Genomic DNA, 20,690 nt, shown 5'->3' with positions numbered 1-20,690 from the left:
GCGGCCCTGGCCCGCCTCCCCCGATCCTCCCACGTCCACGCCCTTGACCCGGTCTCCGGTCCATCACCCGGACGCCCGAACGCGCCTCAGCATTTCACGCGGCTCCGCTGCTCAGCGCCCGCTCCCCGGCGGCCCGCATGGCGGCGAGCGGTGCGGGGGTCCGGCCCGTCATCTGTTCGACCTGGAGAACCGCCTGGTGGACCAGGAGGTCGAGGCCGCCGACCACGTCTCCGCCGTGCTGCGACCACGCGGCGGCCAGGGCCGTCGGCCAGGGCTCGTAGAGCACGTCGAACAGCGTTCCCGGCCGCTCGGGCACCTCGGCCGCGAGTGCGTCGGTCGCGCCCGCCGGAGTGGTGGCGATGACCAGCGGTGCCTCCAGCACCGTCGCGGCCTCGGCCCAGTCGGCGATGACGACATCGACGCCGAGCCGCTCGCCCCAGCCGCGCATCTCGTCGGCCCGGGCGGCACTGCGTACGCAGGCGACGACCGGTCCCGTACAGATCCGCGCGAGCGCCGCGAGCGCGGACGACGCCGTCGCACCCGCGCCGAGCACGGCGGCCGAATCGACCTTGTCGACACCTCGCTCACGCAGCGCGGCGATCATGCCGGGGATGTCGGTGTTGTCACCGAGACGGCGGCCGTCCTCCCTGAAGACCACCGTATTGACGGCTTCGACCGAGGCGGCGGTGTCGCTGATGCCGTCGAGCAGCGGCAGGATCGCGCGCTTGAGCGGCATGGTCAGCGAAAGACCGGCCCAGGAGTCGTCGAGCTCCTCCACGAAGGCCGGCAGCCCGGCCTCGTCGACCTCGAAGCGGTCGTACGACCAGTCGTCGAGGCCGAGTTCGGCATAGGCCGCGCGGTGCAGCACCGGGGAGAGCGAGTGGGCGATCGGCGATCCGAGGACCGCCGCGCGCCGCTTCGTCGTGCTCACTGGCTGTTCTTCTCCTGCTGCTGTTCGTACTTCTTCCGGTTCCGCTCGTGCTCCGCGTTGGTGACCGCGAAGAGCGTCTTGTCCTCGGTGATCGACACGAAGTAGTACCAGGGCCCGGGGGTCGGGCTGAGGGCCGAGCCGAAGGCGTCCAGACCCGGGTTACCGATCGGCCCCGGGGGCAGCCCCTTGATGTCGTACGTGTTGTACGGATCCTTGATCTTCCGCAGATCGTTGACGGCGCCGGTGTCGAGCTTGCTCTCGCTCTTGATGTAGTTGACCGTCGAGTCGAACTCGAGGCGTCCGACCGTCTCCGCGTTGTTCGGCTTGAGGCGGTTGTAGACGACCCGCGAGACCTTGTCGAAGTCGTGCTTGTACTTGCCTTCGGCCTGGACGAGGCTCGCGACCGTGATCACCTGGAGCGGCGTCTTCAGGCCCAGCCGCGCAGCCTCGGCCTTGAGGTCCTTCTTGCCGAACTCCTGGGTCGCCTGGGCGACCATCTTCTGCAGGACGGCTTCCGGCTTCATGCCCTTGGCGACGGGATAGGTCGCGGGGTAGAGGAATCCTTCCAGCGGGTCCTTGATGTCCTTGTTGTCGTCGGCCCACTCGGGCAGGCCAAGGGTCTTCGCCTTCGCAAGCGCGACGCTCTTGGTGGTGCCCGCCTTGATACCGAGACGCGTGTCGATCTGCTCGTAGACCCAGGAGTTGCGCTTGCCGGGAGTGACGATCAGGTTGTTGCGGCTTTTCGGGTCGAGCATGAGGTCCACGGCGTTCTTGCCGGACATGCCCTTGGCGAGCAGGTAGACGCCGGCCTCGATGCTCTTTCCGTCGGCGGCGGCGACGAAGGCGCCCGAGCTCTTGACGACTCCGGCCGTCTTGAGGATGTTGCCGATCTCCAGCAGGCCCGCGCCCTTGGGGATCTCGACCTGCGTCTGCCCGCTTCCGGCACCCGCGTAGTCCTCGGCCGCGCCGAACTGGCCCTGCCAGAACTGGTAGCCGAAGTAACCGACACCGCCGAGGCCGCCCGCGAGAACCAGCGCGACCACGAGGCACGCACAGCCGTTGCGGCTCTTCTTCTTCGTCTTGCCACGGCGCTCACGGCCGCCGCCCCGGCGCGACTCGCTCGGGTCGTCGTCGTACTCGCTGTCGTCGTCACGGCCGTCGTCGCCGGTGAAGAAGGGGTGGGTCTCCTCCTGCTGCGCCTCGGCGTCCCAGTCGGTGGGAGCGGGCTGCGGCTCGGCCTGGCGGCGGCCGGGGGGCTGCGGCGGCGGGTAGGCCTCGGGAGTGGCGTAGTAGTCGGCTTCCTGCTGGCTGCCGTAGCCGGGCTGCCGGCCGCCGTAGGTGTCGGCAGGGCCCGCTCCGTACGGCATGGCGGGGTGCTGGCCGGTGTCCCAGCCGCCGTTGTACTGCTGCTGGTTGTACTGCTGCTGTTGCTGCTGGTTGTACTGCTGCTGTTGCTGCTGGTTGTACTGCTGTTGCTGCTGCTGCTGTTGCTGCTGGTTGTACTGCTGCTGGTACGGGTCCTGCTGGTTGCCGTACTGCTGCGGCTGCTGCGGCTGCTGCGGCTGCTGCGGGTACTGCTGCTGCGGCTGGCCGCCGTGCGGAGTCTGGCCGGCTGCGGCCTGCTGTCCTCCCCATCCCTGGTCCCCGTACAAGGGGTCCTCGGGATGCCACGGTTCGGAGCCAGAGCCCCGGCCATACTCAGTCATCGATCCCCTAGGGCCGCGAGGCAGACGCGGAACGGGCCGGCCTCTTTGCTGTGCGGCAGCTGTTCGAAACACCGCCGCATCGCGCGGAACGTTACCGTATCGCGATCAGACAACCACTTCGACGCCCTCGCCGGGCGCAGCCCCCGACGCCCGTTCGGACTCCAGAGCGTTCTGAAGGATCACCACAGCGGCAGCCTGGTCGATGACGGAACGGCCTTTTTTGGACTTCACGCCCGAAGCGCGCAGCCCCTGACTGGCCGTCACTGTGGTCATCCTCTCGTCGACCAGTCGGACCGGAACGGGAGCGATGCCGTTCGCGAGTTCCTGTGCGAAGCCGCGGATCTTGACCGCGGCCGGGCCTTCCCCGCCGCTGAGGGAGCGGGGAAGGCCGACGATGACCTCGATCGGTTCGTACTCGTCGACGAGCTGCCTGATGCGCCGGTGGGCGGCCGGGACATCGCGCCCCGGCACGGTCTCCACCGGGGTCGCGAGGACCCCGTCGGGGTCGCACGAAGCGACCCCGATACGGGCGTCCCCGACATCGAGCGCGAGGCGACGGCCTCTGCGCATCAGGCGGTCTCTGTGACGAGGCGCTCGACGGCGGCCACGGCGTCGCCGATGGCGTCCGGGTTCTGGCCGCCGCCCTGGGCGACGTCCGGCTTGCCGCCACCGCCGCCGCCGAGGGTCTTGGCGGCCGTACGGACCAGATCGCCGGCCTTGAGACCGCGCTCGCGGGCGGCCTCATTGGTGGCGATGACGGTCAGAGGGCGGCCGTTGGCGACGGTGAACAGGGCCACGACGGCCGGGCGGTCACCCGCCCCCGACGATTGATTCAGCCGGCCGCGGACGTCGAGTACCAGCTTGCGCAGGTCGTCGGCGGAGGTGCCGTCCGGCACCTGTCCGGTGACCACAGCCACGCCGTGTACGTCCTTGGCACCCGAGGCGAGACCGGCGGCGGCGGCGAGCACCTTCTCCGCGCGGAACTTCTCGATCTCCTTCTCGGCGTCCTTGAGCTTGGCGAGCATGCCGGAGATCTTCTCGGGAAGCTCCTCGGGACGGCCCTTGACCAGCTCCTGGAGCTGGGCGACCACCGTGTGCTCCCTGGCGAGGAAGTTGTAGGCGTCGACGCCGACGAGGGCTTCGATACGGCGCACACCGGAGCCGATCGAGGACTCGCCGAGCAGCTTCACCAGGCCGAGCTGGGCGGTGTTGTGCACATGCGTGCCACCGCACAGCTCCTTGGAGAAGTCGCCGATGGTGACGACGCGCACCCGCTCGCCGTACTTCTCGCCGAACTCGGCGATGGCGCCCTGCTTCTTGGCCTCGTCGATGCTCATGACCTCGGCCTGGACGTCGAGTTCACGGGCGAGCACTTCGTTGATCTTCTGCTCGACGTCGGTGAGGACCGTGCCGGGGACGGCGGCGGGCGAACCGAAGTCGAAGCGGAAGCGGCCCGGGGAGTTCTCCGAACCGGCCTGGGCGGCCGTCGGGCCGAGGGCGTCGCGCAGCGCCTGGTGGGTGAGGTGCGTGGCGCTGTGGGCACGGGCGATGGCACGGCGGCGCTTGGTGTCGATGGCGGCGTAGGCGGAGGCGCCGACCGTGACCTCGCCGACCTGCACCGAGCCCTTGTGCACGGAGACACCCGGGACCGGCTGCTGGACGTCGCGGACCTCGATGACGGCGCCGGTGTCGAGCTTGATGCGGCCCTGGTCGGCGAGCTGGCCGCCGCCCTCGGCGTAGAAGGGGGTGCGGTCGAGGACGACCTCGACCTCGTCGCCCTCGGTGGCGGCGGGCGAGGGGACACCGTCGACGAGCAGGCCGACGATGGTCGACTCGCTCTCGGTGGAGGTGTAGCCGGTGAACTCCGTGGAGCCGGACGTGTCAGCGACCGAGCGGTAGGCGGAGAGGTCGGCGTGGCCGGTCTTCTTGGCCTTGGCGTCGGCCTTGGCGCGCTCCCGCTGCTCCTTCATGAGACGGCGGAAGCCGTCCTCGTCCACCGAGAGGCCCTGCTCGGAGGCCATCTCCAGCGTGAGGTCGATCGGGAAGCCCCAGGTGTCATGGAGCAGGAAGGCCTTGTCGCCGGGAAGGACAGTGCCGCCGGAGGCCTTGGTCTCGGTGACGGCGGTGTCGAGGATGTTCGTGCCGCCCTTGAGGGCCTTGAGGAAGGCGGCCTCCTCGGCGCCGGCCACCGTCTCGATGCGCTTGCGGTCGGTGATGAGCTCCGGGTACTGCTGGCCCATCGTCTTGATCACGACGTCGACCAGGTCCTGGACGACCGGCTCGGTGGCACCCATGAGCCGCATATTGCGGATGGCGCGGCGCATGATGCGGCGCAGGACGTAACCGCGGCCCTCGTTGCCGGGGGTGACGCCGTCACCGATGAGCATCACGGACGTACGGATGTGGTCGGCGACCACGCGCATCGAGACGTCGGTGTCGTGCTTGTCGCCGTAGCGCACGCCCGTCAGTTCGGTGGCCTTGCCCATGACCACGCGCAGGGTGTCGGTCTCGTACATGTTCTGTACGCCCTGCAGGATCATGGCGAGACGCTCGAGACCCAGACCGGTGTCGATGTTCTTCGACGGCAGGTCGCCGAGGATCGGGAAGTCCTCCTTGCCCTCACCGGCGCCGCGCTCGTACTGCATGAAGACCAGGTTCCAGATCTCCACGTAGCGCTCGTCGTTGACGGCCGGGCCGCCCTCGACACCGAACTCGGGACCGCGGTCGTAGTTGATCTCCGAACACGGGCCGCAGGGGCCGGGGACGCCCATGGACCAGAAGTTGTCCTTCTTGCCCAGGCGCTGGATGCGCTCGGCCGGTACGCCGATCTGCTCGCGCCAGATCTGCTCGGCCTCGTCGTCGTCGAGGTAGACGGTGATCCAGAGCTTCTCGGGCTCCAGGCCGAAGCCGCCGTCCGCCACGGAGCTGGTGAGCAGCTCCCAGGCGTACTTGATGGCGCCTTCCTTGAAGTAGTCGCCGAAGGAGAAGTTGCCGCACATCTGGAAGAAGGTGCCGTGCCGGGTGGTCTTGCCGACCTCTTCGATGTCCGGCGTACGGACGCACTTCTGCACGCTGGTGGCGCGCGGGGCGGGCGGCTTCGTCTCGCCGAGGAAGTACGGCTTGAAGGGAACCATGCCCGCGTTGACCAGCAGCAGAGTCGGGTCGTCCGCGATGAGCGACGCCGAAGGCACGACGGTGTGCCCGCGCTCCTCGAAGAAGCTCAGCCAGCGGCGGCGGATTTCAGCCGACTCCATCAGTGGTCCTCATTCCGGTTGTACGAGTTGTAGGAGTGCTTGTCGTTGGAAGGACCCGGCCGGTCGATCGCGGCGTAGCGGCGCTGCTCGGGCAGTTCGGGGTCGACCGGTGCCTCGATGCCGAGCGCTTCGCCCAGTTCGGCCTCGCGCTGGACCATGCCCGCCCGGACGTCGAGTGCGAAGTCCTTGAGCTTGTGGCCCGCGTCGATCGCCTTGTTCGCGGCCTGCGCCGCGAGGCTCTCGGGGGTCAGCTGCTTGAGCTTGCGATTGACCTTGGTTGTGGCCCAGATGCCGGCTGCGGCGCCGGCGGTGAACCAGAACGTGCGGCGGAACATGGTGCGTCAGCCTTTCCGCTTACGCCGGGCCGACGGCACGGTACGGCCGACGATCACGGTACGACGCGACTGGGCGGCCGGTACGTCGTCGCCCTTGCGGCTCATGGCCCGGCGCACGCCGTAGCCGAACGCGGCGACCTTGACCAGCGGCCCGCCGAATGTCGATGCGACCGTCGTGGAGAGCGCCGATGCATTCGATGTGACTTCCTGGACGTCCGTCGCGATGGCGTCGACCCGGTCGAGCTGGGTCTGTGCGGAGCGCACCGTCGCGGAGGCGTCGGCCAGCAGAGGAACCGCCTGCTCGGTCACGTCCGCCACGAGCTTGGTGGTCGCCCTGAGCGTCTGGGCCAGCCTCACCAGCACCACGGCGAGGAAGGAGACCAAGATCGCCCAGAAGACGGCCACCAGGATCCCGGCAACCTCTCCACCGGTCACGCTGCACCGCTCTCTGCTCGTCGATGGACACCTCGGAAATCGTCCTCCGACCCTATCGCGCCCAGGGTCGCACCCCATACCGCATTACCGCCGGGGAGGAGGGGAGTTGCGCATCGCGATTGTACGGAGTGCAAACACGCGGGTACGCTGCGTGTCTCATGCGACCTGACCATCGCTCCTGCTCATCCCCCGGCGACCACCCTCCTGTTCGGGGCAATCTCCCGGCAGAACTGAACCGGTTCGTGGGTCGGGACGAAGAACTGGCCGGCCTGCGCCGCCTCCTCGGCGACTCCCGTCTGGTCACGGTGACCGGGGCGGGCGGCGTCGGGAAAACACGGTTCGCGGCCCACGGTGCCACCGCACTGCAGAATCGGTACGTCGACGGCGTCAGGCTCGCCGAGCTCTCCACCCTTCGCGATCCCGAACTGGTGCCGCACACTCTCGTCGAGGCGCTCGGCATCACCGACCAGACCAGCCGGCCGTCACGCGATGTCCTCTCCGACCACCTCGCGGGACGCCAACTCCTGCTCGTCCTGGACGGTTTCGAGCAGCTCGTCGACGACTGCGCCGAACTCGTACGCGACCTTCTGCGCCAGGCACCCCGCCTGACCGTGCTCGCCGTGAGCCGCAGACCCCTGCGGCTGGACGGCGAGACCGTCTTCCCGCTGGCTCCGCTCAGCGACTCCGACGCCGTACGGCTGTTCTCCGATCGCGCCGCGTCCGCACTGCCGGACTTCCGGCTGACCGACACCAACCGCGCCCAGGTGTTAGAGGTCTGCCGCCGCCTCGACGGGATCCCGCTCGCACTGGAACTGGCCGCGGGGCGGCTGCCCGCGCTCGGTCTCGATCAGCTGCTGCACCGCCTCGGCGACCGGTTCAGGTTGCTGACCGGTGGCACCAGGGGTGCGCTGGCACGCCACCAGACGCTGCGTACGGCGATCGGCTGGAGCCATGAGCTGTGCACGCCGCAGGAGCGGCTGCTGTGGGCACGTCTCTCGGTCTTCGCCGGACATTTCGACCTGGAGGCGGTCGAGTACATCTGCACCGGGCCCGATCTGCCCGCCGACGACGTACTCGATGTGGTCGGCGAGCTGCTCGCCCAGTCGGTGATCTCCCGCGAGGAGACGGCGGTGGGTGTGCGCTACCGCATGCTGGACACGGTGCGTGCGTACGGCGCCGACTGGCTGGAGGCGCTCGGGGACGCCGAGCGGATGCGCAAGCGGCACCGCGACTGGTACATGGGCCTGGCCACCTGGTGCGAGCTGGACTGGTTCAGTCCCCGCCAGCCGGAGGTCGCGGCCTGCGCCGAGAGCGCACTGCCGGATCTGCGGGCCGCGCTGGAGCTCTGCCTGGACAGCCCGGAGGAGGCACATCTCGGCCAGTATCTGGCGGGGACGCTGTGGTTCTACTGGGTCGGCTGCGGCCGTCTCGCCGAGGGCAGGCACTGGCTGGCCCGGGCGCTCGCGCTGGAGGGCGAGCATGTGGAATCGCGGCTGAAGGCGCTGTGGGTGCTCGGCTATGTGGCGATCCTGCAGGGCGACAGTGCGGCGGCCGCGGGCGCGCTGCACGAGTGCGCCGAGGAGGCCGCTCTGACGGACAACCCCGTGGCAGCGGCGTACGCCCTGCATCGCAGGGGCTGTCTGGCGCTGCTGTCCGACGACATGCCCCGCGCCGAGGAACTGCTGGGCGCCGCCCTCGCCTCGTACCGGGACATCGGCGAGCTCAACAGCAATGTGCTGATGGGACAGGTCGAGCTCGCGATGGCTCTGGTCTTCCAGAACCGTCTGGACGCCGCGGTCGCGCTGTGCGAGGAGGTCCACGAGATCTGCGAGGAGCGCGGCGAGCTGTGGACCCGCGCCTATGCGCTGTACGTCCTGGCCTACGCGGCGTGGACCGGGGGTGAGCACTCCCGGGCACGGGAGCTGCTGTCGGAGTGCATCACCATCGACCACCGGTTCAACGACCTGGTCGGTCTGGTGCTGGCGATCGAGCTGCTGGCCCTGGTGACGGCGAGCGAGGGCGATCCGGCCGAGGCCGCCGTGCTCCAGGGTGCGGCCGCTCCGCTGTGGGACGCGGTCGGTATGCCGCTCTTCGGCTCGGGCTACTTCAGCGCCCCGCGTGCCCTGTGCGAGCAGCAGGCGGGCGAGGTGCTGGGTGCCGAGCGCTACGCGGCGTGTGTTCGGGAGGGCCGCGGGCTCTGCCTGGAGGCGGCGGTGAAACGCGCGCTTTCCGCACCGGAGCGGCCGCGTCCGCAGCTGGGCCGGCAGCGCTCGGTCCGTCCGTCGGCCCTGGAAACGCGAGAGCCCGCCGGCTCCCCCACCGGAAAGGGCGGGGAAGCGGCGGGCTGAAGCGCTGTGAGCTACGCCGTGATCAGCGGGCGTAGTACTCGACGACCAGCTGCTCGTCGCAGATGACCGGAACTTCCTTGCGGTTCGGGTCACGGTCCAGGCGGAACGCCAGGGCCTTCAGGTTGACCTGCAGGTAGCGCGGGGTCTCGCCGTCGGCGGCGAAGCCACCCTCACGCGCGACCTGGAAGAGGGTCTTCTCGCGGCTGCGCTCGCGGACCATCACGACGTCGTCGGGACGGACGCGGAATGACGGCTTGTCGACCTTGCCACCGTTGACCTCGATGTGGCCGTGGACGACCATCTGACGGGCCTGGTAGATGGTGCGGGCGATGCCCGAACGCAGGATGAGGGCGTCGAGGCGACGCTCGAGCTCGACGACCAGCGCCTCGCCCGTCTTACCCTCGGCCTTCTTGGCGCGGTCGTAGGCGCGCGCCATCTGCTTCTCGCTGATGTCGTACTGGGCGCGCAGACGCTGCTTCTCGAGCAGACGGACCTTGTAGTCCGAGTTCTGCTTGCGGCCACGGCCGTGCTCGCCCGGCGGGTAGGGGCGGGCTTCGAAGTACTTGACAGCCTTCGGCGTCAGCGCGATACCGAGCGCGCGAGACTTCTTGACCTTGGGACGCGACTGGTTAGGCACGTTCTCCAGACCTCCGTTGTAGGTTAGGTTAGGCTCACCTTACTCAAGGAGATCGCATGTCTCGCCCTGGGAACACCAAGCGCATCACGGACAGCACGAAGAACGTCGACGCATCCAATGGCGTCGAGGCGACGGAGGTCCGATCAGCTCATGGTCAGCCGCGTCCCAGCGGGCTTGAAATCGCGCGGATGCCGTCAGCAGCCGAGCGCACACGAACTCTCGTACAGAGTACATGCTCCGCGGTGCTGCTCATCCCGGGGGTGGACGCCGCACGCTCCGAGCAGCTGACCCCGCAGGCACGGGTCGTGGGTCAGGACGGCGAGGTGTTCCTGCTGTTTCCCGCGGACTCACCGGCCGTACGCGCCGCCACGCACGCGCAGGACGACGAGCTCGCCGCTGTGCTGGAGATCACCGATGTCGCACCGGTCTCGGTGCCCCATCGTATCCGCGGCCGCGCCTGGGTCTCCGGCCGGCTCACCTGCGCACCGGGTGTGGCCGAGCCCGGCGGCATGATGCTGCGCCTCGAAGTGGGAGAGGCGTGCGTGGACGATCTGTGGGGAGCTTCGAGCGTCGAGCCGGAGGACTTCGCGCAGGCGTCCGTCGATCCTCTCGTCGCGCACGAGACGGAGCTGCTGCAGCATCTGCACTCCGCGCACAGCGAGCAGGTGCAGGCGCTCTGCGGGCTACTGGGCGAGCGAAGGGCGATGGGGGTCCCCCCGACCGAAGGCTGGGGGGACGCGGGCGCGAACGCTCAGCGGGCGGTACCGCTGGCGCTCGACCGGTTCGGGCTGCGGGTGCGCTTCGTCGGCGGACAGAGCTTCGACGCGCGCTTCGACTTCCCCACGCCGGTGCGCGACGTGGTGGAGCTGCGCCGGGCCATGCACACACTCTTCGAGGCCGCGTCGCACTGACGTCCAGATCCCCGGCTACTCGCCGCGCAGGCGCTCGCGGACCTTTTCGACCACGTCGGCGTACCGAGCCTCCGCTCCGTACCGCGTCGGCTCGTAGTAGCGCTTGCCGTGGATCTCGTCCGGGGCGTACTGCTGCGACGCGATCCCGCCCTGGACATCGTGCGGATACACATAGCCCTGGGCATGGCCGAGCTTGGCCGCGCCCTTGTAGTGGCCGTCGCGCAGATGCGGCGGGACCGTTCCGGCCAGCCCCGCCCGCACATCCGCGAGGGCCGCGCCGATGGCCGTCGTGGCCGCGTTCGACTTGGGGGCGAGCGCCAGCGCGATCGTGGCGTGGCTGAGGGTGAGCGCGGCCTCCGGGAAGCCGATCATGGCCACGGCCTGGGCGGCGGCGACCGCGGTGGGCAGGGCCGTCGGGTCGGCGAGGCCGATGTCCTCGCTCGCCGAGATCATCAGACGGCGCGCGATGAAGCGGGGGTCCTCCCCCGCCTCGATCATGCGGGCCAGATAGTGCAGCGCGGCGTCGACGTCGGAGCCCCGGATGGACTTGATCAGGGCGCTGGCCACGTCGTAGTGCTGATCGCCGTCGCGGTCGTACTTCACCGCCGCGCGGTCGACGGTCTCCTCAAGGGTCTGGAGGCTGATCTCCTGCTCGCCCTTGTCGATCGCCGCGCCCGCGGCCGCTTCGAGCGCGGTCAGCGCCCGGCGGGCGTCGCCGCCCGCGATCCGCAGCAGATGGGCCTCGGCGTCCGCGGGCAGGCCGACGGCACCGCCCAGGCCGCGCTCCTCCGTGAGCGCCCTGCGCAGCAGTCCGCTCAGGTCCTCGTCGGTGAGCGACTCCAGCGTGAGCAGCAGGGAGCGGGAGAGCAGTGGGGAGATGATCGAGAAGTACGGATTCTCGGTGGTGGCGGCGATCAGCGTCACCCAGCGGTTCTCCACGGCGGGCAGCAGGGAGTCCTGCTGGGCCTTGGAGAAGCGGTGGATCTCGTCGAGGAAGAGGACGGTCTCCTTGCCGAAGCCGCCCGCGGCCCGGCGGGCGCCGTCGATGACGGCCCGCACTTCCTTGACTCCGGCAGTGATCGCGGAGAGCTCGACGAAGCGCTTGTTGGTCGCCTTGGAGACGACATATGCAAGGGTGGTCTTGCCGATGCCCGGCGGGCCCCAGAGGATCACCGACGAGGGTCCCGCGGGACCGCCGCCGCCCTCGCCGACGAGCCGGCGCAGCGGCGATCCGGGCTTCAACAGATGCTGCTGGCCGACGACTTCGTCGAGGGTGCGCGGGCGCATCCGGACGGCCAGGGGGCTGCTGGACGGATCCTTCTCCTGGCGTTCTTCGGCTGCGGCGGTAAAGAGGTCGGGCTCCACGCTGTGAAGCCTATGTCAGGCCACTGACAGTCCCCCTTGACCCCGTCAGCTGGTCCAGAAGTCCCACCAGCGGGTCAGGATGAGCATGCCGATGATGCCGATCCACAGCACCGGCGGCATCCAGTGGAACTCCAGCAGTCCCTTGCGCAGTCCGTCGGGGACCTTGATGATCCGGTGTTCGATGTTGTGCAACGTGACGTAGCAGAACATCACGATGGTGGCGACCCAGGCCAGCGAGCACCACAGGCACAGCGCATTGATCTCGTACAGCGACTGGTACTGCAGCCAGGTGCAGAAGCCGACCCCGAACAGGCACCCGGCATTGAGCCCCAGCCAGTACCAGCGCCGGTAGCGCGCCCCCGCCAGCAGCGCCACCCCGATCGCGATCACCACCGAGTACGCCACAAGCCCCATCATCGGATTGGGGAACCCGAACGCCGACGCCTGCCCGCTCTTCATGATGTTCCCGCAGGACACCACCGGATTCAGGCTGCACCCCGGCGTGAAACTCGGGTCCTCCAGCAGCTTGAACTTGTCGATCGTGATCACCCACGACGCCAGCAGACCCGCCGCACCCGTGATCACCAGCAGCCACGCGAAGGGACGACCGCCGCCGATCGTGCCCTTGGAGCCGTTCCCTTGCTCGGCGGACACGTCGTCAACCGCTGCAGTCGTCATATCCCGTTCCATCGCTCAGTAGCCTGCTGGGGCACGGTCATTCTGCCGCACCCGCACCCGTGTCCACCGTTCGATGGACATAAGGATGTACGGACGGTCGTCCCGCAGGACTCACCCTGCGAGCAAGCTCATAGCCATGACAGAACTCGCGGTGAACGTACGCGGACTGCGCAAGCGGTACGGCGATGTGACAGCGGTGGACGATCTCGACCTGGGCATCAACCGGGGCGAGGTCTTCGGCATTCTCGGCCCCAACGGCGCGGGCAAGAGCACCACGGTGGAGATCCTCCAGGGACACCGCTCAAGGGACGCGGGCGAGGTGACCGTACTCGGCTCGGATCCGGCGACCGGAAACCGCCAATGGCGGTCCAGGATCGGCATCGTCTGGCAGGACGAATCCGCACCCGCAGAGTTGACGGTCCGGGAGACCGTGTCCCATTTCGCCCGCTACTACCCGAAACCGCGCGACCCCGAAGAGGTCATCTCGCTGGTGGGCCTGGATGAGAAGGCGTCGAGCCGGATCAAGGCGCTCTCCGGCGGGCAGCGGCGCCGGCTGGATGTGGCGCTGGGCGTCATCGGCGGTCCCGAACTGCTGCTGCTCGACGAGCCCACGACCGGCTTCGACCCCGGTGCGCGCCGCCGATTCTGGGAGCTGATCCGGCGGCTGGCGGACGAGGGCACGACCATCGTCCTGACCACGCACTATCTGGAGGAGGCCGAGGTCCTCTCCGACCGGCTCGCGGTGATCGCCGCGGGCAAGGTGGTGGCCGAGGGCACTCCGTCCGGCCTGCGCGAGGAGTACGGCACACACGCCACGGTCGCCTGGACGGAGCCGGACGGCGCGCCGCGCTCCGAGCACACGGAGACCCCGACCCGTACCGTCGCCGAGCTCATGCACCGTTTCGACGGCGAGATCCCGGGCCTGCTGATCAGCCGGCCGACCCTCGAAGACGTCTATCTGCGGCTCACCGGACAGGAGGCGGCGCGATGACCACGGTCACGGACCTGAAGAGCGGCGTACGCAGCACATCCCCCCAGCTTCCCGGGGCGTGGCGGCTGGGGCTGCTGCGCGGGGGGCTCGAGGTTCGGGCGTTCTTCCGCCAGCGCGAACAGGCCATCTTCACCTTCGCGTTCCCGATCGTCTTTCTCTTCCTCTTCGCGTCGATCTTCAGCGACGACGTGAAGGGCGCGGGCATCACCGCGTCGCAGCTCTATGTGCCGGCGATGATCGCGGCAGGCATCATGTCGACCAGCTTCCAGTCGCTGGGCATCTCCATCGCGATCGAGCGGGACGAGAAGCAGTTGCGGCGGCTGCGCGGGACGCCGATGCCGCCCGCCGCGTACTTCCTGGGCAAGGTGTGGCTGGTCCTGGTCACCGGGCTGCTCGAGACGGCGGCGCTGCTGGTGGTCGGCACCGTGTTCTACGATGTCGATCTGCCCACCAGCGTGGGCAAATGGCTCACCTTCGGCTGGATATTCGTCCTCGGTCTGACCGGGTGTGCGCTGCTCGGTATCGCGATCAGCAGTGTGCCGAAGTCCGGGCAGAGTGCCACCTCCGTGGTCGTACTCCCCTTCCTGGTGCTGCAGTTCATCTCCGGGGTGTACATCGCCATCAACACCATCCCGGACTGGATGCTGAACGTCGGCGCGCTCTTCCCGCTGAAATGGATGTGCCAGGGTCTGCGCGGGGTGTTTCTGCCCGAGTCGGCCGCCGTGCTGGAACAGGCGGGCAGCTGGGAGTACGGCCGTATCGCCCTGGTACTGGGCGCCTGGTGCATCGGAGGACTGGTGCTGTGTCTGCTGACCTTCCGCTGGAAGAGCCGGCGCGACGGCTGAGCGAGCCGGCCGGGGCGCGCGACTCCGACGTATGGGACCGCAGCTTCCTGCCCTGGGACGTGTACTTCGCGGTCGTGTGGGCGGCGACGCTGATCTTCACGCTCGGCGCACCGAGTTCCACCTGGCCGGTACGTGTGGTCTCGGCCGCGCTGTTCGTGCTGCTCGCTCCCTGGTACGTGTGGGTCGGGCGGCCCGAGTTGATGGCCCAGGGCGAGGACGAGCGGTATTCGGTGCGTTATATCGCCGGGGCTGTGGTGCTCTTCCTGGCTTCCGCGATCCTGGTGGGCGAGACACGCATCGCCACGTTCGCGCTGGTCCCGCAGTGCTTCATGCTGCTGCGGATGCGGCTCGCCCTGATCATCGTGGCAGTCATCAACATCGCCCCCGTCGTGGGGTGGGCCGCGCTGTGGCGGCCCGACGGCCGGACCCTCTTCTTCCAGTCGCTGTTCGCCGTGGTCACCCTGGTCTTCTCGGCGGTCCTCGGCAGCTGGATCATCAGGATCATCGACCAGAGCAAGGAACGGGCCGCGCTGATCGGCGAGTTGGAGGCCAGCCGCGAGGAGGTCGCGCGCCTCTCGGCGGACCGCGGCGCGCTGGCCGAGCGGGAGCGGATGTCCCGCGAGATCCATGACACGCTCGCCCAGGGCTTCACCAGTGTGCTGATGCTGCTGCAGGCGGTGGACTCGGAGCTGGAGCGGGATCTGCCGCAGGCGCGCCGCCATCTGGAGCTGATGGCGGACACCGCGCGGCAGAACCTCGCCGAGGCACGCGCCCTGGTCGCGGGTGGCGCACCGGCGGACCTGGACGGCAGTTCGCTGCCGGACGCGCTGCGCAGGCTGGCCGCGCGCCAGGACGTGGCGGCATCCGTCGAAGTTAAGGGGGTTTCGCAGCCGTTGGCGATGGCGCTGGAGGTGGTGGCGCTGCGCACCTGCCAGGAGGCCCTCGCCAACGCCGCCAAGCACGCGGGCCCCGACTCGGCGGTGGCCATCGCGCTCACGTACTCCGATGCCTCGCTGTCCGTGTCGGTCCGGGACACCGGCTGCGGTTTCGACGATTCGGTGCCGCTGCGGGGGTACGGGCTGAACGGACTGCGGGCCCGCGCCGCGGAGGTCGGCGGCCACGCGGAAGTGCGCAGCACGCCGGGCCGGGGCACCACTGTCACCGTACGACTGCCACTACCCGATAGGAGCGGTACGTGATCCGCATTCTGCTCGCCGACGACCATCCCGTCGTACGGGAGGGCCTGCGCGGGATGCTCGGCGCCGAGCCCGATCTGACGGTCGTCGGCGAGGCCTCGAGCGGACCCCAGGCGGAGGCACTGAGCGCCGAACTCCAGCCGGACATCGTGCTGATGGACCTGCGGATGCCGGGCGGCGGGGGCGTCGAGTCGATCAACCGGATGCGGGCGGCCGGGCTGCCGTGCCGGGTGATCGTGCTGACGACGTACGAGACCGACACGGACATCCTGCGCGCCGTGGAGGCGGGCGCGGCGGGCTATCTGCTCAAGGACCTCGCCCGCGGCGAACTGGCCGACGCGGTACGGGCGGCGGCCCGCGGCGAGACGGTGCTGGCCCCGTCGGTGGCTGCGCGCCTGGTCGACCAGCTGCGCACACAGCCGGAGCGGCCGAGGCTGTCGGAGCGCGAGACGGCGGTGCTGAGGCTGGTGGCGGAGGGGTGCACGAACGCGGAGATCGGGCGTCGGCTGTACATCGGGGAGTCGACGGTGAAGACGCATCTGCTGCGGATCTTCGGCAAGCTGGGCGTGGACGACCGCACGGCGGCGGTGACGAACGCGATGCGGCACGGGTTGCTGTGACCGCGCGGGGTGCCTGCGACGGGAACGCCGGAGGGGCTGAATTCAGCCCCTCCGGCGTTTGAGGACACGCCCGTCAGGCCAGGCGTTCACGGATCACGGTCACCGCGTCCGCCAGCGGCACCGGCGCCTGCTCGCCGCTCTCCATGTCCTTGAGCTGGACGACCCCCTCCGCGAGGTCACGCTCACCGGCCACGATCGTGAACCGCGCGCCCGACCGGTTCGCGCTCTTCATCGCGCCCTTGAGGCCCTTCCCGCCGTACGAGAAGTCCGTCGCGACACCCGCCTTGCGCAGCTCGGTGACGAGGCCGAACAGCACGCGCCGCGCCTCCTCGCCCAGCGGGACCGCGAACACACCTGTGGTGGCGGGGAGTTCGAGCTCGATGCCCTCCGCCTCCAGCGCCAGGACCGTACGGTCCACGCCGAGTGCCCAGCCGACCGACGGCAGCGCCGGGCCGCCGATCATCTCGGAGAGGCCGTCGTAGCGGCCGCCGCCGCCCACCGCGGACTGCGAGCCGAGACCGTCGTGGACGAACTCGAAGGTCGTGCGCGTGTAGTAGTCGAGGCCGCGCACCAGCTTCTCGTCGTCCTCGTACGCGACACCCGCCGCGGTCAGCAGCTCGCGCACCTCCTCGTGGTACGCCTTGCACGCGTCGCACAGGTAGTCGCGCAGCATCGGCGCGCCCACCAGCTGCTTCTGCACGGCGTCGCGCTTGTCGTCGAGAACCCGCAGCGGGTTGATCTCGATCCGCCGCCGGGTGTCCTCGTCCAGCTCGAGCCCGCGCAGGAAGCCCTGCAGCGCGTCCCGGTAGACGGGACGGCACTCCTTGTCGCCCAGGGAGTTGAGCAGGATCCGGAACTGGCTCAGACCGAGCGAGCGGTACGCCTGGTCGGCCAGGATGATCAGCTCGGCGTCGAGCGCCGGGTCCTCCACGCCGATCGCCTCGGCGCCGACCTGCGAGAAGTGCCTGTAGCGGCCCTTCTGCGGGCGCTCGTAGCGGTAGTACGAGCCCGAGTACCAGAGCTTGACCGGCAGATTGCCGAGCTTGTGGAGGTTGGCCTCCAGGGCCGCGCGCAGCACGGACGCGGTGCCTTCGGGGCGCAGCGCCAGCTTGTCGCCGCCCTTGGTCTCGAAGACGTACATCTCCTTGGAGACGATGTCGGTCGATTCGCCGACGCCGCGCGAGAACAGCTCGACATTCTCGAAGCCGGGCGTCTCGATGTAGCCGTAGCCGGAGTTCCTCAGCGGCGCGGCGATGGCCTCACGCACCGCGAGGTACTTCGCGGAGTCCGGCGGGATCAGGTCGTACGTGCCCTTGGGGGCCTGAAAGGTGCTCACGGAAACTCTCGTCACATTCCTCGTCGAGGAGCGGGTTCCGCTCCCAGGCCGACGGCCACTTCCCGAAGGTACGGGTTGGCGGCACGCTCGCGGCCGATGGTCGTCTGGGGGCCGTGGCCGGACAGCACCACGGTCGAGTCGTCGAGCGGCAGGCACACACGCGCCAGCGACTCGAGCATCTCGGCGTGGTCGCCGCCGGGCAGGTCCGTGCGTCCGACGGAGCCGGCGAACAGCAGATCGCCCGAGAAGAAGACCGACGGGATGTCATCGGCCTCGGGCATCCGGAACGTCACCGACCCCTTGGTATGGCCGGGCGCATGCGCGACCGAGAAGCCGAGGCCGGCGAGGCGCAGTTCGGCGCCGTCCGTCAGTTCCTTGACGTCGTCCGGCTCTCCCACGGTCAGCTCGCCCATGAGCGGCATCCCGATCGAAAGGCCCAGCGCCTTCTCCGGGTCGCTCATCATGTACCGGTCCGCGGGGTGGATCCACGCAGGTACGTCATGGGCTCCGCACACAGGGACGACGGAGGCGACATGGTCGATGTGGCCATGGGTGAGGACGACGGCGACGGGCTTGAGCCGATGCTTCTTGAGTGCTTCCTCGACGCCTTCGGTGGCCTGGTGGCCTGGGTCGATGATCACGCACTCCTCGCCTGCGGCCGGGGCGACCAGGTAACAGTTGGTCCCCCAGGCCCCGGCGGGGAACCCGGCAATAAGCACGATCGTCCTCGGTGTGGTGGTGGAGAGCAGCAGATCAGAGCCTACCGGCGCTGCTACTCACACAGCCAACCCGTATACGGTACGCACACTCGACCGGTCGGCATCACGCGACGTACAAGGAGAAGACCCGGTGGTCACCAGCGATCAGCGGCGGCGGCAGCTCGCCAGGGAGAAGTTCGAGCGCCAGCAGCAGCGTCGGACCCAGTCCCGCAAGAAGAAGCAGCGGTACACCATCATCGCGGCGGCGCTCGCCGTGGTGCTCGCCGCGGGCGCCGCGGCCTATGCCTCGATCGGGCTGTCCGACGGGGACACCAAGGCGGACGGCTCGTCGGCGGGCGACAGCCAGTCCCCCAGCGCCACCCCGTCCCCGAGCAAGAGCGCCGCCCCCGAGCCCGCCATGTCGATCGACAAGAAGGCGAAGTACTCCCTGGATCTCACGACGAACCAGGGCACCATCAAGATCGCGATGGACGCAACCAAGACCCCGCACACCGTGAACTCGTTCAAGTCCCTGGCGGACAAGGGCTACTTCAACGGCACGAAGTGTCACCGGCTGACCACGGAGGGGATCTTCGTGCTGCAGTGCGGCGACCCCCAGGGCGACGGCATGGGCGGGCCGGGCTACACGATCCCGGACGAGAATCTGACCGCGCTGGGCAAGGCGGGCGCCGACGGCACCGTCACCTACCCGGCCGGGACCGTGGCGATGGCCAACACCGGCCAGCCGCACTCCGGCGGCAGCCAGTTCTTCCTCGTCTACAAGGATTCCAAGCTGCCGCCGAGCTACACACCGTTCGGAACCATGGACGCCGTGGGCCTGAAGGCCGTGCAGGACGTGGCGAAGGACGGAGTGGCGGGCGGAGCCAAGGACGGGGCCCCCAAGAAGGCCGTCACCATGGAGAAGGCGGCGGTCCCGAAGGCGTGAGCCGGGGAATTTCGGCCGCGCTGAGTGCGGACAGCCGGGCGGCCGGTCGCCTAGATTGGGCGGTGTGCAGCGCTGGCTGGATCGGCGTTGTGGAGGGCGGGCGCGGCCCGTCCAGGCAACTGTGGACGATGCCCGGGGGCGAACCCCCTCGCAGGCATCAGGTGGAGGAGGCGCTGTGAGCAGCGACCCGTGGGGCCGTGTCGATGAGACGGGCACCGTGTACGTGCGTACAGCCGATGGCGAGAAGGTCGTCGGATCGTGGCAGGCGGGGACTCCAGAGGAGGCCCTGGCCTACTTCGAGCGCAAGTACGAGGGCTTGGTGGTCGAGATCGGCCTCCTCGAACGGCGGGTGAAGACCACCGATCTCTCCGCCAAGGACGCGCAGACCGCCATCGATCATCTGCGCCAGCAGGTGGACGAGCATCACGCCGTGGGCGACCTCGACGCGCTGAGCAAGCGCCTCGACGGTCTGGTCGCGACGGTCGAGAAGCGCCGCGAGGAACGCAAGGTCCAGAAGGCGAAGCAGAACGACGAGGCGCGGCACGCCAAGGAGGCCCTGGTCACCGAGGCCGAGGAGCTGGCGCAGAGCGAGCAGTGGCGGGCGGCCGGCGAGCGGCTGCGCGCCCTGGTGGACACCTGGAAGGGCCTGCCCCGGCTCGACCGGAAGTCCGACGACGAGCTGTGGCACCGCTTCTCGCACGCCCGCTCGGCGTTCTCCAAGCGCCGCAAGGCGCACTTCGCCTCGCTGGACGCGCAGCGCGAGGAGGCCCGTAAGGCCAAGGAGAAGCTGGTCGCCGAGGCCGAGTCGCTGTCCGGCTCCACCGACTGGGGCACCACGGCCGCCCGCTACCGCGAGCTGATGGCGGAGTGGAAGGCCGCGGGCCGCGCGCAGCGCGAGTCCGAGGACGATCTGTGGAACCGTTTCCGCGGCGCCCAGGACGTCTTCTTCGCAGCCCGCAGCGAGGTCTTCGCCGAGCGCGACGCCGAGCAGGGCGAGAACCTCAAGCTCAAGGAGGAGCTCGCCGGCGAGGCCGAGAAGCTGATGCCGGTGACGGACCTGAAGGCCGCGCGGGCTGCCTTCCGGGCCATCAACGAGCGCTGGGAGGCCATCGGCCATGTGCCGCGGGACGCCCGTCCCAAGGTCGAGGGCCGGATGCATGCCGTGGAGCGGGCGCTGCAGGAGTCCGAGGAGACCGAGTGGCGCCGGACGAACCCGGAGGCTCGTGCGCGTGCCGCGGGTCTGACCGGTCAGCTGCAGGCGGCCGTGGACAAGCTGCGCGGCCAGATCGACGCGGCGCGCGCGGCGGGCAACAACGCCAAGGCCGACAAGCTCGCCAAGGAGCTTGAGGGCCGGCAGGCGCTGCTGGACCAGGCGCTGAAGGGCCTGGAGGAGTTCGGCGGCTGAAGCCGGCTGTACGAAGGGCCCCCTGTACGTGACGTACAGGGGGCCCTTCGTAT

19 protein-coding genes are annotated in these 20,690 nt (G+C 69.4%); 8 read left to right on the top strand and 11 right to left on the bottom strand.

Annotation, left to right across the window (positions count from 1 at the left end; genetic code table 11):
- Window positions 1-94: 94 nt before the first annotated feature.
- The 6 genes from ABZS64_RS30220 to ABZS64_RS30195 all read right to left on the bottom strand — a co-directional run bounded on the left by ABZS64_RS30220 (window position 95) and on the right by ABZS64_RS30195 (window position 6,661).
- Window positions 95-931: a shikimate dehydrogenase gene (locus ABZS64_RS30220; protein ID WP_355836551.1), complete on the bottom strand. Its 837-nt coding sequence runs from the start codon at window positions 929-931 to the stop codon at window positions 95-97.
- A complete protein-coding gene (mltG, locus tag ABZS64_RS30215; RefSeq protein ID WP_355836549.1) occupies window positions 928-2,637 on the bottom strand; it encodes an endolytic transglycosylase MltG in 1,710 nt (569 codons plus the stop codon). Before mltG ends, ABZS64_RS30220 begins: the two co-directional genes overlap by 4 nt.
- Window positions 2,638-2,742: 105 nt before the next feature.
- On the bottom strand, window positions 2,743-3,207 hold the full coding sequence (gene ruvX / locus ABZS64_RS30210) for a Holliday junction resolvase RuvX (protein WP_355836546.1): 465 nt from the start codon (window positions 3,205-3,207) through the stop codon (window positions 2,743-2,745).
- Window positions 3,207-5,891: an alanine--tRNA ligase gene (gene alaS, locus ABZS64_RS30205; protein ID WP_355836543.1), complete on the bottom strand. Its 2,685-nt coding sequence runs from the start codon at window positions 5,889-5,891 to the stop codon at window positions 3,207-3,209. Before alaS ends, ruvX begins: the two co-directional genes overlap by 1 nt.
- On the bottom strand, window positions 5,891-6,226 hold the full coding sequence (locus ABZS64_RS30200; protein ID WP_355836540.1) for a DUF6167 family protein: 336 nt from the start codon (window positions 6,224-6,226) through the stop codon (window positions 5,891-5,893). The genes alaS and ABZS64_RS30200 overlap by 1 nt, the downstream gene beginning before the upstream one ends.
- A gap of 6 nt (window positions 6,227-6,232) precedes the next feature.
- Window positions 6,233-6,661 carry a DUF948 domain-containing protein gene (locus ABZS64_RS30195; RefSeq protein WP_355836537.1) on the bottom strand — a complete coding sequence of 143 codons (429 nt, stop codon included), beginning with the start codon at window positions 6,659-6,661 and terminating at the stop codon, window positions 6,233-6,235.
- A gap of 158 nt (window positions 6,662-6,819) precedes the next feature.
- Here ABZS64_RS30195 and ABZS64_RS30190 point away from each other — a divergent pair, with 158 nt between their 5' ends.
- Window positions 6,820-9,009: a regulator gene (locus ABZS64_RS30190; RefSeq protein ID WP_355836535.1), complete on the top strand. Its 2,190-nt coding sequence runs from the start codon at window positions 6,820-6,822 to the stop codon at window positions 9,007-9,009.
- A gap of 22 nt (window positions 9,010-9,031) precedes the next feature.
- Here ABZS64_RS30190 and rpsD read toward each other — a convergent pair whose 3' ends face one another.
- A complete protein-coding gene (rpsD, locus tag ABZS64_RS30185) occupies window positions 9,032-9,646 on the bottom strand; it encodes a 30S ribosomal protein S4 (protein WP_355836534.1) in 615 nt (204 codons plus the stop codon).
- A 188-nt stretch (window positions 9,647-9,834) separates the two neighbouring features.
- On the opposite strand from rpsD, the gene ABZS64_RS30180 reads away from it, so the two are divergent.
- On the top strand, window positions 9,835-10,557 hold the full coding sequence (locus tag ABZS64_RS30180; RefSeq protein ID WP_355836578.1) for a DUF2470 domain-containing protein: 723 nt from the start codon (window positions 9,835-9,837) through the stop codon (window positions 10,555-10,557).
- A 15-nt stretch (window positions 10,558-10,572) separates the two neighbouring features.
- Here the strand turns inward: ABZS64_RS30180 and ABZS64_RS30175 are convergent, their stop codons facing one another.
- Window positions 10,573-11,922 (bottom strand): replication-associated recombination protein A, encoded by a 1,350-nt coding sequence (locus ABZS64_RS30175; RefSeq protein ID WP_355836531.1) that lies wholly within the window; start codon window positions 11,920-11,922, stop codon window positions 10,573-10,575.
- 45 nt (window positions 11,923-11,967) lie between these two features.
- Window positions 11,968-12,600 carry a vitamin K epoxide reductase family protein gene (locus ABZS64_RS30170; protein WP_355836528.1) on the bottom strand — a complete coding sequence of 211 codons (633 nt, stop codon included), beginning with the start codon at window positions 12,598-12,600 and terminating at the stop codon, window positions 11,968-11,970.
- Window positions 12,601-12,736: 136 nt separating this feature from the next.
- On the opposite strand from ABZS64_RS30170, the gene ABZS64_RS30165 reads away from it, so the two are divergent.
- Genes ABZS64_RS30165 through ABZS64_RS30150 form a run of 4 tightly spaced genes read left to right on the top strand, consistent with a single transcriptional unit; the run spans window position 12,737 to window position 16,252 of the window.
- Window positions 12,737-13,591 carry an ABC transporter ATP-binding protein gene (locus ABZS64_RS30165; RefSeq protein ID WP_355836526.1) on the top strand — a complete coding sequence of 285 codons (855 nt, stop codon included), beginning with the start codon at window positions 12,737-12,739 and terminating at the stop codon, window positions 13,589-13,591.
- Window positions 13,588-14,436 (top strand): ABC transporter permease, encoded by an 849-nt coding sequence (locus ABZS64_RS30160; protein ID WP_355836523.1) that lies wholly within the window; start codon window positions 13,588-13,590, stop codon window positions 14,434-14,436. The genes ABZS64_RS30165 and ABZS64_RS30160 overlap by 4 nt, the downstream gene beginning before the upstream one ends.
- The gene (locus ABZS64_RS30155) at window positions 14,394-15,635 is read left to right on the top strand and encodes a sensor histidine kinase (RefSeq protein ID WP_355836520.1); all 1,242 of its coding nucleotides are present in this window, start codon (window positions 14,394-14,396) and stop codon (window positions 15,633-15,635) included. Before ABZS64_RS30160 ends, ABZS64_RS30155 begins: the two co-directional genes overlap by 43 nt.
- Window positions 15,632-16,252, top strand: a complete 621-nt coding sequence (locus ABZS64_RS30150) for a response regulator transcription factor (protein WP_355836518.1) — start codon at window positions 15,632-15,634, stop codon at window positions 16,250-16,252. The genes ABZS64_RS30155 and ABZS64_RS30150 overlap by 4 nt, the downstream gene beginning before the upstream one ends.
- Window positions 16,253-16,325: 73 nt before the next feature.
- Here the strand turns inward: ABZS64_RS30150 and hisS are convergent, their stop codons facing one another.
- Window positions 16,326-17,588 (bottom strand): histidine--tRNA ligase, encoded by a 1,263-nt coding sequence (gene hisS / locus ABZS64_RS30145; RefSeq protein WP_355836515.1) that lies wholly within the window; start codon window positions 17,586-17,588, stop codon window positions 16,326-16,328.
- Window positions 17,589-17,599: 11 nt separating this feature from the next.
- On the bottom strand, window positions 17,600-18,307 hold the full coding sequence (locus tag ABZS64_RS30140; protein WP_355836512.1) for an MBL fold metallo-hydrolase: 708 nt from the start codon (window positions 18,305-18,307) through the stop codon (window positions 17,600-17,602).
- Window positions 18,308-18,437: 130 nt separating this feature from the next.
- On the opposite strand from ABZS64_RS30140, the gene ABZS64_RS30135 reads away from it, so the two are divergent.
- Both ABZS64_RS30135 and ABZS64_RS30130 read left to right on the top strand, forming a co-directional pair.
- Window positions 18,438-19,232, top strand: coding sequence for a peptidylprolyl isomerase (locus ABZS64_RS30135; RefSeq protein WP_355836510.1), 795 nt, complete (start codon window positions 18,438-18,440; stop codon window positions 19,230-19,232).
- A 175-nt stretch (window positions 19,233-19,407) separates the two neighbouring features.
- Complete coding sequence (locus ABZS64_RS30130; RefSeq protein ID WP_355836508.1) at window positions 19,408-20,637, top strand: DUF349 domain-containing protein; 1,230 nt, start codon at window positions 19,408-19,410, stop codon at window positions 20,635-20,637.
- Window positions 20,638-20,690 lie beyond the last annotated feature (53 nt).

This window comes from Streptomyces sp. NPDC005408 (assembly GCF_040606445.1).
Classification (GTDB): domain Bacteria; phylum Actinomycetota; class Actinomycetes; order Streptomycetales; family Streptomycetaceae; genus Streptomyces.
Note: the sequence above shows the minus strand (reverse complement) of the source record. Positions and strands in the feature narration are given on the sequence as shown.